This is a genomic window from Methylobacterium trifolii, assembly GCF_022179685.1.
GTDB classification, from domain to species: domain Bacteria; phylum Pseudomonadota; class Alphaproteobacteria; order Rhizobiales; family Beijerinckiaceae; genus Methylobacterium; species Methylobacterium trifolii.
The window spans coordinates 1-11,519 of record NZ_BPRB01000023.1; the positions used below are offsets into that span (position 1 = coordinate 1).

Sequence of the window (11,519 nt, forward strand, 5' to 3'; positions counted from 1 at the left end):
GGGGAGCGCGTTGTCCGGAAATGTCGCTCCCCTCTCCCGACCCGCTTCGCGGGCCACCCTCCCCCGCAGAGGGGAGAGGGAAGCGCTCGCGCCAAATCGTGGGCTATCGGGACCTTCATATCCCGTCCCCCCCCTCCGGGCGGGGACGGATGGGCCCCCCGCCCGATGATCCGCTCCATCCTCTCCGTCGGCGGCTGGACCCTGGTCTCCCGCGTCACGGGTTTCGCCCGCGACGTGGTGATGGCCGCCGTGATGGGTGCCGGGCCGGTGGCCGACGCCTTCGTCGTCGCCTTCCGCCTGCCGAACCACTTCCGCGCGATCTTCGGGGAGGGCGCCTTCAACACCGCCTTCGTGCCGGCCTATGCCGGGCTGGAGGAGGCGGGCGCGGCAGGGGAGGCCCGGCGATTCGCCGACCGCATCTTCACCCTGATGCTGATCGTGCAGCTCGTGCTGCTCAACCTCGCCCTGCCGGCGATGCCCTGGGTGGTGCGCGGCCTCGCGCCGGGCTTCTCCGAGGACCCGCAGCGCTTCGACCTCGCGGTCGCGCTCACCCGCATCACCTTCCCCTACCTGCTGTTCATGACCCTGGTGACGCTGCTCTCGGGCGTCCTCAACGCGCATCGCCGCTTCGCGGTGGCCGCCGGCGCGCCGGTGCTGCTCAACCTCGCGATGCTGGCGGCCCTGTCGCTGGCCTTCCTGTTCCCGAACGCGGCCTATGCGGCCGCCTGGGGCGTGGCCGCCTCCGGGGTGCTCCAGTTCGGGCTGCTGTGGTGGGGCTGCCGGCGCATGGGCGTGGCCCCCCGCCTCGTGGCGCCCACCTTGCGCGATCCGGCGATGACGCGGTTCTTCAAGGTGCTGGGACCGGCGGTGATCGGCTCGGCCGGCTTCCAGATCGCGGCCTTCGCCGACACCATCATCGCGAGCCTGCTGCCCACCGGCGCGGTCTCGGCCCTCTACTATGCCGACCGGCTCTACCAGCTCCCCTTCGGCGTCATCGCCATCGCGGCCGGCACGGTGCTGCTGCCCGAGATGAGCCGCAGGATCGCGGCAGGCGACGTGGCAGGCGCGCACGCCGCCCAGAACCGGGCGGCCGGCTTTTCCCTGGCCCTGTCGGCGCCCTTCACGGTCGCCTTCCTGACCCTGCCGGGCCTGATCATGGCGGCCCTGTTCCAGCGCGGCGCCTTCGATGCCGGGGACGCGGCCCGCGCGGCCTCCGTGCTCGCGGCCTACGGGCTGGCGCTGCCCGCCGTGGTGCTGGTGCGCAGCGCGGTGGCGAGCTTCTACGCGCGCCAGGACACCACGACGCCCCTCTGGGCCTCCCTGAGCGCGATCGGGGTGAACGTCGCGCTCAAGCTCTGGCTCACCGGCCCCTATGGCGTCACCGGGCTGGCGATGGCCACCGCCGTGAGCCAGTGGGTGAACCTCGCCCTCCTGGTCGGCCTCGCCTGGCGCCGGGGCTGGACGGCGCCGGGCCGGACGCTCGGCCTGACCGTGCTCGGGGTCGTGCTCGGTTGCGCGGCGCTGGCGGGGGTGGCCGTCTACGGCCTGCCGCTGGCCGAGGGCGTGGTGCCGGCCCTGCCCCACGGCCGCGAGATCGCGGTGCTGGCCTGCCTCGGCCTGACGGGGGCCGTGGTCTATGGCGGCGTCCTCGTGGGCCTGCTCCACCTCTTCGGCCTGCGCCTGCGGCGGGCCTGACGCAACCGGAGACGCCAGCCATGCCGGAATCCATCCTCGCAGGAACGCAGGCCGTCGTCTTCGACGCCTACGGCACCCTGTTCGACGTGCACTCGGCCGTGCAGCGCCACGCGGATGCGGTCGGCCCGGATGCCGGCCGCCTGTCGGAGGTCTGGCGGGCTAAGCAGCTCGAATACAGCTGGGTCCTGTCGCTCGCCGGGCGCTATCGCAGCTTCTGGTCGCTGACGGAGGCGGCCCTCGACCATGCCCTGGCCCTGCACCCGGCCGTCGACGCAAGCCTGCGTGCAAAACTCCTCGACGCCTATCGCGACCTCGACGCCTACCCGGAGGTGGCGACCACCCTGGCGGCGCTGCGGGGCAGGGGCCTGCGCTGCGCGATCCTCTCGAACGGGGACACGGGGATGCTGGAGCGGGCGGTGGCCTCGGCCGGCCTCGGCGACCACCTCGACGCGGTGTTCTCCGTCGATGGGGCGAGGGTGTTCAAGACGCACCCGGCGGCCTACGCGCTCGCCCTCGACGGGCTCGGCGTGGCGGCCGGGCAGGTACTGTTCTGCTCCTCGAACCGCTGGGACGTGGCGGGTGCGGTTGCCTTCGGCCTGAAGGCCGCGTGGATCAACCGCAGGGGCCTGCCGGACGAGTACCCGGACCTGCCCCCGGCGACGGTGATCCGGTCGCTGGACGCGCTGCTCTGAACGGGGCCTTCTCCGATCAGGGCCTGCCGCGCAGGGAGGCCGGCCGGCCCGGCAGGTCGAGGCGGAACCCGGTCTCGCGGATCGTGTCGCCCTCCACCGCGTAGACCCCGAGCGTCCGGTCGCTGTAATTGCCGATGTAGACGTAGCGGCCGGACGGGTCGAAGACGATGCCCTGCGTCACGGCCCCGGCCGGCGCCTCGGACGCGTAGCGCAGCCGGCCGCCGGGTTCGATCGTGACGAGCACCGCCGCGCCGCCCGGCGTGTAGCTCGGGCTCGCATGGGGGGCGGCCGCACCCTTCACCACCGAGACCGCGGCGTGGCGCCCGTCCGGTGCGATCGCCAGGGTCTCGGCGGTGTCGCCGACCCCGACATGGTCGAGCACCACCGGCCGCGCCCCCGTCGCCCGGATCAGGCTGACGACGTCCGCATGGCCGTCGCTGGGGCTCGCGCCCGCATTGCCCGAGAGGACGAAGGCGCCGTCCGGCGTCACCTCCAGGCCGTAGGTGCCGGGCCCGACCGGCATGTCGCGGGCGGGATCGTAGGTCACCTGCGTGCCGTCGATCTCGAGCACGCCGACCGTGCCGGCCTTGTTCTTGGCGACAAAAGCCCGGCGCCCGTCCGGCGCGATCGCGATGGAGGCCGCCTCGCCGCCCACGTCGACGCTGGCGACCGGCCTGACCTCGGTGCCGCGGATGGTCAGCACCGTGACGCTGCGCCCCTCGCGCTCGGCCACCAGGGCGAGGGTGCCGGCGCGGCCGATCGCGAGGCCGGAGGGCTGGCGCCCGACCCGGATCGTCTCCACCAGCCGCGGCGGTTCGGCCGCGAGGTCGACCACGTGGAGCCGGTCGTCGGCCTGCGCGTACCAGGCCTCGCCCTCCTGCCGCATCGTCACCGGGCTCGCGAGCAGCCCGAGGCGGCCGTCCGGCGTGATCTGCAGGTTGGTCGGCGGGCCGTAGACGGAGTTGTCCAGGGGCAGGACGTGGGCGAGACGGGGCCGGGCCGGGTCGCCGATATCCACGATGGCCAGGGCGTCGTGCCCGTCCGGCCCGTTCTTCGAGCCCTCGGGGGCGAAGACCGTCTTGCCGTCGAGGCCGACCAGGAGGAACGGCCGCCCGCCGTCGGCAAGCGCCATCGATCCCATCAGGCAGAGGGCCGCAGCGAGCCAGATCATCCGCATCCGCATGCCGTCAAGATGCTCCCCGCCGGCCCGGTATCCAACGCGTTCGTGAACGGGGCATTGGCGGATTCTTAAACATCCCGGTGTTGGATTTGGCCCAACACGAACGGGAGATTTTGAGCGTGCGCGCGAACGGTTCCTTCGCCATGACCCACGGGGTCCGGGCCGCCCTGATCGGCGCCCTACTCATCGGCACCGTCGCGCCGGGCCTCGCCCGCGACGGCCGCAACGCCGCCCTGCTCGGCGGCGTCGCAGCCGGCGTCCTCGGCGGCGTCGCCGCCGGCGCCCTCATCAACGGCGCGAACCAGCCCCCGCCGCCCCCGCCGGAATACCGCCCGCGCCGGGTGCTCGTGGAGGAGGAGCCCGTGGAGACCGTGGTGGTGCGCGAGCGCCGCGGCCCGGTCTGCCACTACGAGCGCCGCAAGGTCTGGCTCAGCGACGAGGACTTCACCTACAAGCGGGTCGAAGTCTGCGATTGAGACGCGTCCGGTTCATTTGACCAGCAGCCAGTCCTCCACCACGAGGGCGTCGAGCCCCGTGGTGTAGAACATCAGGATCGCGTCCTCCGCGCTGTGGAGGATCGGCTTGCCCATCACGTTGAAGCTGGTGTTGAGCAGGATCGGCACGCCGGTCAGGTCGCGAAACGCCGCGATCAGCCCGGCGTAAGTCGGGTTGCGCTCGGGCGTGACGCTCTGGAGCCGGCCGGTTCCGTCCGCGTGCACCACGGCCGGGACACTGTCGCGGACGGATTCCCGCCAGACCAGGGTGCGCTCCATGTAGGGGCTGTCGGCGTAGTCCTCGAACCAGTCCGGCCCGGCCTCGGCCAGGATCGAGGGGGCGAAGGGCCGGAACGCCTCGCGGTACTTCACCTTGGCGTTCAGCGCGTCCTTGGCACCCTCGGGGCGCGGGTCGGCCAGGATCGAGCGGTTGCCCAGCGCCCGCGGCCCGAATTCGGCCCGGCCCTGGACCCAGCCGACCAGCCCCCCATCCGCCAGGATACCGGCCGCGGCCCGCGTCACGCCCGCGTGCCCGAGGCGCCTGGCCCTCGGCTCCCACTCGGCCATGCGCTCCAGGGGCTCGGTCGAGACGCGCGAGCCGAGATAGGGCGAGAGCGGACGTGAGGCCTGCTCCGGCCCGGTCCAGTCGGGATGGTCGGCGGAATAGGCCAGCCACGCGGCGCCGATGGCGTTGCCGTCGTCGCCCGGCGCCGAGGGCACGTGCAGATGCGAGAAGCCGGAGCGGGCGAGGACCCGACCGTTATAGGAGGAGTTGAGGCCGCAGCCGCCCGCGATCACGAGGTTCTCGTGCGGGGCCAGCGCCCACGCCTCGGCCACCAGCGCGTCCATGAGTTCGCAGAACACGTCCTGGCCGCTGCGGGCGAGGTCCGCCCAGCCGGTCTCGGCCGCGTCCGCGGGCCGGCGCGCGAGGATGTCGGCGGCGACCGCGCGCACGGTGGCGTCGTCGGAGAACTTCAGCCGGCCGGACTCGACGCTGTAGAGGCGGCGCAGCTGCGGGATCAGCTCGGGGTCGGGGCGGCCGTAGGGGGCGAGCCCCATGATCTTCCATTCCTCGCCCTTGACCTGATCGAAGCCGGCCAGATCCGTGACGAGGCCGTAGAGGAAGCCGACCGAGCCGCGCCCGCGGTGGCGGCGCACCTCCTCGATCCGGCCGTCGCGCATCCGGTAGATCGCCGCCGCCCCGGTCTCGCCCATGCCGTCGACGACGAGCGCCGTGGCGTCCCGGAACGGGCTGCCCCAGAGGGCGTAGGCGGCGTGGCTGAGGTGATGGGGATGGCGCGTCTGCGCCACGATCTCGGCCCGCGGGCTCGCCCCCGTGCCGCGGGCCTCCTGGTTCAGGGCCATCAGGGTGCCGTAGCCGGCGCGCATCTGCGCCAGGTTCAGCTCGGCGATGAAGATGCGCTCGGCCCGCTCGGGCACGAAGGAGCGGTTGAGATGGGTGGGGAGAGTCGCCAGCGTCGTGAGGTCGAAGGCGCCGCTGCCCGCCTGCCCGCGCAGGAACTCGGTGAATTGCTGGCCCCAACTGGAGGCCACCACGATCTCCGAGCCGCGCGGCACGTAGGTCTCAAGCAGGCCGATCATGCGGCCGGCCGGGTCCGGCTCGCAGTTCGGCGCGCGCTTGTATTGCAGGATGCGCTCGGCCCCTTCCGCGAACAGGACGCCGCCGTCCGGCCCGATCAGGGCAAGCGCAGGGTCGTGGAAGGTGGTGGCGAGGCCGAGATAATACCGCATCGCCCAGGCAGTTAGTCCGGCATGCGGCCCGCGGCAACGCGGCGGGGCGCCAGCACGAGGATCAGCGCACCCAGCAGGCCCGATGCCACCGAGCCGGCCAGCACCCCGAGCTTGGTCTCGGTGGCAAGCTCGGGGGTGTCGAAGGCGAGGCCGCCGATGAACAGGCTCATGGTGAAGCCGATGCCGCAGAGCACGGCCACGCCGTAGACCTGCCCCCAGCCCGCCCCCGCCGGCCGCGTCGCGAGACCCAGCGCCACGGCAATGCGCACGCTGGCGAACACGCCGACCTGCTTGCCGAGGAACAGGCCGAGGGCCACGCCCACGCTCACGGGGTGCAGCAGCGCGCTCGCCGACAGGCCGACCAGGGTCACGCCCGCGTTGGCGAAGCCGAAGACCGGGACGACGGCGTAGGTCACCCAGGGCGTCAGGGCGTGTTCCAGCCGATGCAGGGGCGAGGCCGCGTCCTCGGGCCTGCCGGGGCTCGGGCGGATCGGGATGGTCATGGCGAGCAGGACGCCCGCCACCGTGGCATGGATGCCGGAGCGCAGGACGAAGACCCAGAGGGCGAGGCCGAGCAGCAGGTAGGGGGAGAGGGCGCGCACGCCCGCGCGGTTCAGGCCGGCCAGGAGCGCGAGGGTGCCGGCGGCGAGCCCCAGCATCGGTAGGTCGAGGCCCCCGGTGTAGAACAGGGCGATGATGAGGACCGCGCCGAGGTCGTCCACGATCGCCACGGCGCTCAGGAAGATTTTCAGGGAGACCGGCGCCCGCCGGCCCAGCAGGGCCAGCACGCCCAGGGCGAAGGCGATGTCGGTGGCCGCCGGGATCGCCCAGCCGCGGACGGTGCCGCCGCCGCCGTTGAAGGCGAGGTAGACCAGGGCCGGCACCACCATGCCGCCGAGCGCCGCCAGACCCGGCAGGGTCCGGTCGGGCCAGGTGCGCAAGCCCCCGTCCAGGGCCTCGCGCTTGATCTCCAGGCCGACCAGCAGGAAGAACAGGGCCATCAGGCCGTCGTTGACCCAATGCAGCAGACTCATCGGCCCGAGGCTCACATGGAGCGCGTGCTCGTAGGCGCCGGCAAGCCCGGTATTGGCCACCACCAGGGCGGCCGCGGCCGCGGCCATCAGGACGAGGCCGCCCCCCGCCTCGCCGGTCAGCGCGGTGCGGAGGGCGGAGAGCGGGCGGGGCTGACTCATCCCAAGGGGGGTGCCCGGCTTCCCGCGCCGGTTCAAGCCCATGGCATCACGCCGGCCTCGCGATCCTCGAACGCCTCGGGCGATTCGTCGGGCTGGCCTTGTGTGACAGCAGATCCTAAAATGCGCACATCGACAGGCGCGAGACAGGTTCCATGACCTCCCGATCCGCATCCCAGACGAAGCCGAAGGGGCGTGCCGACAGGGCACGCCCCCGATCCGCTGCGGAGTCGGCGGCCCTGGCGCCGCAGCCGATCCCGGCCCATGCCGCCGCCTTGGAAGAGGCCAGGCGCGCCGGCCTGTTCGACGGCGACAAGACCGAACATGTCAGCTTTCGGGCGCCCCCGGCGCTGGTCGAGGCCGCCAAGCGCGAGGCCGGCCTCAGCTCGACCACCGAACTCGGCATGCTGGCCCTGGCGATGCTGGCGCGGCCCGATCCGCTGGCGGCCTTCTTCCGGCGGACCGAAGGGCGGCTGGGTCCCGAGCACGACCTTGAGTATTGACCTGCGCGGCGCCGTCCGGCGGCGCAAGCCGGACAAGCGCAGGGCACGCCTCGCCACACGGCCACGGCACGAACTCGTGGATTGGACCGCCCTGTCCGGCACCGGACCGACGGTGATGCTCCTCGACACCAGCGTCTACATCCATCGCGCGGCCGGCCGCCTGCCGGTGCCCCTGCGCGATGCCATCGACCGGGCGCTGCTGTTCCACTGCGCGGTCGCCCTGGCTGAACTCGCGGTCGGCGTGGCCAACGCAGACCCGGCCCGGCCGGGATGGGTGGCGCTGCGCGACCATTACGCCGAGCTCTTCGCGCAAGTTCCGGAGACGCGGATACTCACGCCCAACCCGCAGACCTGGACCGAGGCCGGCCTCGTCGCCGGCACGCTGGCGCGGGTCCAGGGGTATCAGCCGCATCAGCGCAAGGCGTGTCTCAACGATGCCCTGATCTACCTGACAGCAGCCAGAGCGGGGCTGCCCGTGCTGACGGCCAACCGGGACGAATTCGACCTGATCCAGCAGATCGCCCCCGAGGGCCGGTTCGTCCATTACTGACCGGGTCCGCCCGTCTTCAGGACCCCGCCCCGAGCGCCGCCTCGATCAGGCGCAGGCCGTCCGCGCCCGACCACTCGGCCGGCCCTTTCATCACGCCGATGGTGCAGCCCTGCGCGTCGATCAGCAGCGTCGTCGGCAGGCCGGTGGAGCCGGTGTCGCGCTGGATCGCGGGCAGCACCCGGCCGCCGGGATCGGCATAGTAGGCGAGCCGGCCGATGCCGTTCTGTTTCAGCCAGTCCGGTGGCTTGTCGAGGTTGCGCGTGTCGACGTTGATCGCGACCACCGAGAAATCCTTGCCGCCGCGCGCGGCCTGGAGCCGGTCGAGGGCCGGCATCTCGGCCTTGCACGGGGCGCACCACGTCGCCCAGAGGTTGACCAGCAAGAGCCGGCCCTTGAGGTCGGACAGCCGCGTCTCGGCCCCGTCCGGCCCCTTGAAGGCGATCTCCGGAGCCGGCCGGGGCGTCAGGGGCGCCTGCATCGCCGCGACCTCGCCGCGGGAGGCGGCCGCGACCCGGGCCATCGCCCCGGCCGAGCCGGCGCAGGGGCCGGCGCCCCCGTTGCCGCCGGGCGAGCCGGTCCCGTATAGGGCAAGGCCGCCGGCCAGCGCGGTGACGAGGCCGGCGCCGATGGCGAGCCCTGTGAAGCGACCGGGCATCATCGTTGCGTGGCCGGATCTTCGAGGCGGGGCGGAAGGGTCTGTGAGAGCATGAGCAACCGGATGTGGGGCGGGCGCTTCGCGAGCGGCCCCGCCGAGATCATGGAGGAGATCAACGCCTCCATCGGGTTCGACAAGCGCCTCGCGCCCCAGGATATCCGCGGCTCGCTGGCGCATGTGGCGATGCTGGGCGCCGCCGGCATCCTGCCGCCCGACGATGTGGCCGCGATCGAAGCCGGGCTCAAGGGCGTGCGGGACGAGATCGAATCCGGCCGCTTCGTGTTCCGGCGCGAGCTCGAGGACATCCACATGTCCGTGGAGAGCCGGCTCACCGAGATCGTCGGCCCGGCCGCCGGGCGGCTGCACACGGCCCGCTCGCGCAACGACCAGGTCGCCACCGACATGAAGCTGTGGGTGCGCGACACCCTCGATTCTCTGGACGCGCAGGCCGCCGACCTCCAGCGGGCGCTGGCCGACAAGGCGCTGGCGCATGCCGGCACGGTGATGCCGGGCTTCACCCACCTGCAATCGGCCCAGCCCGTCACCTTCGGGCACCATTGCCTCGCCTATGTCGAGATGCTGGCCCGCGACCGCGGCCGGTTTCGCGATGCCCGCGCCCGGCTGAACGAGTGCCCGCTGGGGGCGGCGGCCCTTGCCGGCACCTCCTTCCCGATCGACCGGCACGCCACCGCCGCCGCGCTCGGTTTCGACCGGCCGACCGCCAACTCCCTCGATTCCGTGGCCGACCGCGACTTCGCGCTCGAATCCCTCGCGGCCGCCTCGATCTGCGCGATCCACCTCTCGCGTTTCGCCGAGGAACTGGTGGTCTGGACCTCGGCGCAGTTCAACTTCGTCAGGCTGTCGGACGGCTACACCACCGGCTCCTCGATCATGCCGCAGAAGCGCAACCCGGACGCGGCGGAGCTGGTGCGGGCCAAGTCCGGCCGGATCGTCGGCGCGCTCACCGGCCTGCTCGTGGTGATGAAGGGCCTGCCGCTCGCCTATTCGAAGGACATGCAGGAGGACAAGGAAGGCACCTTCGACGCCCTCCAGGCCCTGTCCCTGTGCCTGGCCGCGATGACCGGCATGGTCCGCGACCTGGAGCCGAACCCCGAGGTCCTGAGCCGCGCCGCGGGCTCCGGCTATTCCACCGCCACGGACCTGGCCGACTGGCTGGTGCGGGAACTCGGGCTGCCCTTCCGGCAGGCGCACCACGTCACCGGCCGCCTCGTCGGCGCGGCCTCCGCCCGGGGCGTCGGGCTGGAGGCGCTGTCGCTCTCCGAGATGCAGGAGGCCGAGCCGCGCATCACAGATGCCGTCTACGCGGTGCTCGGCGTCGAGAACTCGGTGGGCAGCCGCACCAGCTTCGGGGGCACCGCGCCGGACAACGTGCGGGGGCAGGCGCGGGACTGGATCGCGCGGCTGTCTGGGGAGAAGTCTTGAAAATGGTGCATGGCAACTTAGCGGGCGCAGGCGCGTTCACCGTCTAGCTAGGTAGCCGTCGCTACAAGCCCCGTGCGAGCGTATCCGGAGACCGCAGCATGCCGCTTGAGAGTTGGACCGACCCCGAGGAGGCCCCCGCCCTGGCGGCCACCGCGACCGCGATGATCGACGCGGCCCTCGTCGGCAGCGGCCTCACCCGCGAGGACTATTGGGCGGCGGTCCTCAAGGGCTACAACACCCCCTACAACGACCCGCAGCCGCGCGTGCGCCAGACCGCGGCGGCACCGGAGGCGGCCCGGCCGGCGTCCATCGAGGCGCCGCACGAAATGCCGCCTCTGCCGGTCGCGGCGATGGCGGCCATCGCGGCCGAGGCCCGCGCCGGCTGAGGCCGGCGGACGCGCGATGCCGGGACAAACACACGTCCCGGTCCGGTCGCCATCTTGCCGACGTGAAGTCCAAGCTTCACTAATCCTGAAACCCGCCGCGGCTGCCTCTCGAGGGCGCCGCGCGAACCCGGCCGTGATGCCGGACGACGCCTTCAGGACGTGACGATGCGCCGTGCCCTCTGCCTGCTCCCCGTCGGAGCGCTGACCCTGCTGACCCCCGGACTCGGCGCGGGCCTCGGATCGGCGGCCCTCGGGCTCACCGCCACCGCCGCCTTCGCCCAGGAGGCCGAAGAGGCTCCCGCGCGCGGCAGCCGCCGCCGCAATGGGCGCGACCGCAGCCGGAAGACGGCCACGCCCCCCGGCATGCAGCAGGCGACGCCGGTGGCGATCTTCGGCGACTGGAACGTGTTCGTGAACGGCGAGGGCCGTACCCGGCTGTGCTACGCCATCGCCCAGCCGCAGGCCCGCCAGCCCAGCAGCTTGAAGCGCGATACCGCCTACCTGTTCGTGACCGTGCGCAAGGGCGAGAACGTCCAGAACGAGGTCGCGGTGATGCTGGGCTTCCCCTCCAAGCCCGCCGCCGCCCAGGTGAAGCCGGGCTCGGCCGCAGCTCCGAGCGACCCGACCCTGAACCTCGGCAGCGCCCGCTACGGCCTCGTGGTCAAGGACGGCAACGCCTGGCTCCAGAACCCGGCCGAGGAGGCCCGCGTCGTGACCGAGATGGGCGGCCGCAACCCGAAGCTCACGATCAGGACCACGTCGCTGCGCGGAAACCCCACGAGCGACGAGTATGCGCTGGCCGGTTTCGGCGAGGCGATGAAGCGCACCCGCGAGGAGTGCAAGTAGGGATTCACATCCCGCTGCCTGAAGTAAATCCGGCTCTGGCGCTTCCCTCTCCCACAGAGGGGCTACCGGCTTCGCACATCTGCGCAGATGAACGGAGAGGACGATCGAAGGGCCGGGCGGCCCCCTCTCCCGT

12 protein-coding genes are annotated in these 11,519 nt (G+C 72.6%); 8 read left to right on the forward strand and 4 right to left on the reverse strand.

Going from position 1 to position 11,519, the window contains the following annotated elements; all coding sequences use genetic code 11:
- Positions 1–165 precede the first annotated feature (165 nt).
- Complete coding sequence (murJ, locus tag COGEMETH_RS01790; RefSeq protein WP_238180912.1) at positions 166–1,695, forward strand: murein biosynthesis integral membrane protein MurJ; 1,530 nt, start codon at positions 166–168, stop codon at positions 1,693–1,695.
- 20 nt (positions 1,696–1,715) lie between these two features.
- Entirely contained in the window at positions 1,716–2,387 is a 672-nt protein-coding gene (locus COGEMETH_RS01795; protein WP_238180913.1) for a haloacid dehalogenase type II, read from the forward strand.
- Between the two features lie 16 nt (positions 2,388–2,403).
- Here COGEMETH_RS01795 and COGEMETH_RS01800 read toward each other — a convergent pair whose 3' ends face one another.
- Entirely contained in the window at positions 2,404–3,570 is a 1,167-nt protein-coding gene (locus COGEMETH_RS01800) for a YncE family protein (RefSeq protein ID WP_238180914.1), read from the reverse strand.
- A 116-nt stretch (positions 3,571–3,686) separates the two neighbouring features.
- Between COGEMETH_RS01800 and COGEMETH_RS01805 the strand changes: the two genes are divergently transcribed.
- Positions 3,687–4,043: a hypothetical protein gene (locus COGEMETH_RS01805; RefSeq protein WP_373875299.1), complete on the forward strand. Its 357-nt coding sequence runs from the start codon at positions 3,687–3,689 to the stop codon at positions 4,041–4,043.
- 12 nt (positions 4,044–4,055) lie between these two features.
- Here COGEMETH_RS01805 and COGEMETH_RS01810 read toward each other — a convergent pair whose 3' ends face one another.
- Together COGEMETH_RS01810 and nhaA are read right to left on the reverse strand one after the other, a co-directional pair.
- On the reverse strand, positions 4,056–5,813 hold the full coding sequence (locus tag COGEMETH_RS01810; protein ID WP_238180915.1) for a carbamoyltransferase family protein: 1,758 nt from the start codon (positions 5,811–5,813) through the stop codon (positions 4,056–4,058).
- Positions 5,814–5,824: 11 nt separating this feature from the next.
- A complete protein-coding gene (gene nhaA / locus COGEMETH_RS01815) occupies positions 5,825–7,006 on the reverse strand; it encodes a Na+/H+ antiporter NhaA (protein ID WP_238180916.1) in 1,182 nt (393 codons plus the stop codon).
- 152 nt (positions 7,007–7,158) lie between these two features.
- On the opposite strand from nhaA, the gene COGEMETH_RS01820 reads away from it, so the two are divergent.
- Together COGEMETH_RS01820 and COGEMETH_RS01825 are read left to right on the forward strand one after the other, a co-directional pair.
- Positions 7,159–7,506: a hypothetical protein gene (locus tag COGEMETH_RS01820; RefSeq protein ID WP_238180917.1), complete on the forward strand. Its 348-nt coding sequence runs from the start codon at positions 7,159–7,161 to the stop codon at positions 7,504–7,506.
- Positions 7,496–8,056, forward strand: a complete 561-nt coding sequence (locus COGEMETH_RS01825; protein ID WP_238180918.1) for a type II toxin-antitoxin system VapC family toxin — start codon at positions 7,496–7,498, stop codon at positions 8,054–8,056. The genes COGEMETH_RS01820 and COGEMETH_RS01825 overlap by 11 nt, the downstream gene beginning before the upstream one ends.
- A 16-nt stretch (positions 8,057–8,072) precedes the next feature.
- Here the strand turns inward: COGEMETH_RS01825 and tlpA are convergent, their stop codons facing one another.
- A complete protein-coding gene (gene tlpA, locus COGEMETH_RS01830) occupies positions 8,073–8,711 on the reverse strand; it encodes a thiol:disulfide interchange protein TlpA (protein WP_238180923.1) in 639 nt (212 codons plus the stop codon).
- Between the two features lie 51 nt (positions 8,712–8,762).
- Between tlpA and argH the strand changes: the two genes are divergently transcribed.
- The 3 genes from argH (at position 8,763) to COGEMETH_RS01845 (ending at position 11,386) form a co-directional block, all read left to right on the forward strand.
- Positions 8,763–10,154, forward strand: a complete 1,392-nt coding sequence (gene argH / locus COGEMETH_RS01835; protein ID WP_238180919.1) for an argininosuccinate lyase — start codon at positions 8,763–8,765, stop codon at positions 10,152–10,154.
- Between the two features lie 98 nt (positions 10,155–10,252).
- Complete coding sequence (locus tag COGEMETH_RS01840) at positions 10,253–10,540, forward strand: hypothetical protein (RefSeq protein ID WP_238180920.1); 288 nt, start codon at positions 10,253–10,255, stop codon at positions 10,538–10,540.
- Positions 10,541–10,705: 165 nt separating this feature from the next.
- A complete protein-coding gene (locus tag COGEMETH_RS01845; RefSeq protein WP_238180921.1) occupies positions 10,706–11,386 on the forward strand; it encodes an invasion associated locus b family protein in 681 nt (226 codons plus the stop codon).
- The last annotated feature ends 133 nt before the right edge of the window (positions 11,387–11,519 follow it).

What these genes read in the sequence shown, in the direction of transcription:
- COGEMETH_RS01840 (WP_238180920.1), top strand. Translation starts at nt 10,253, where the DNA reads ATGCCGCTTGAGAGTTGGACCGACCCCGAGGAGGCCCCCGCCCTGGCG.
- COGEMETH_RS01800 (WP_238180914.1), bottom strand. Translation starts at nt 3,570, where the DNA reads ATGCGGATGCGGATGATCTGGCTCGCTGCGGCCCTCTGCCTGATGGGA.
- nhaA (WP_238180916.1), bottom strand. Translation starts at nt 7,006, where the DNA reads ATGAGTCAGCCCCGCCCGCTCTCCGCCCTCCGCACCGCGCTGACCGGC.
- COGEMETH_RS01845 (WP_238180921.1), top strand. Translation starts at nt 10,706, where the DNA reads ATGCGCCGTGCCCTCTGCCTGCTCCCCGTCGGAGCGCTGACCCTGCTG.
- COGEMETH_RS01810 (WP_238180915.1), bottom strand. Translation starts at nt 5,813, where the DNA reads ATGCGGTATTATCTCGGCCTCGCCACCACCTTCCACGACCCTGCGCTT.
- argH (WP_238180919.1), top strand. Translation starts at nt 8,763, where the DNA reads ATGAGCAACCGGATGTGGGGCGGGCGCTTCGCGAGCGGCCCCGCCGAG.
- COGEMETH_RS01795 (WP_238180913.1), top strand. Translation starts at nt 1,716, where the DNA reads ATGCCGGAATCCATCCTCGCAGGAACGCAGGCCGTCGTCTTCGACGCC.
- murJ (WP_238180912.1), top strand. Translation starts at nt 166, where the DNA reads ATGATCCGCTCCATCCTCTCCGTCGGCGGCTGGACCCTGGTCTCCCGC.
- COGEMETH_RS01820 (WP_238180917.1), top strand. Translation starts at nt 7,159, where the DNA reads ATGACCTCCCGATCCGCATCCCAGACGAAGCCGAAGGGGCGTGCCGAC.
- tlpA (WP_238180923.1), bottom strand. Translation starts at nt 8,711, where the DNA reads ATGCCCGGTCGCTTCACAGGGCTCGCCATCGGCGCCGGCCTCGTCACC.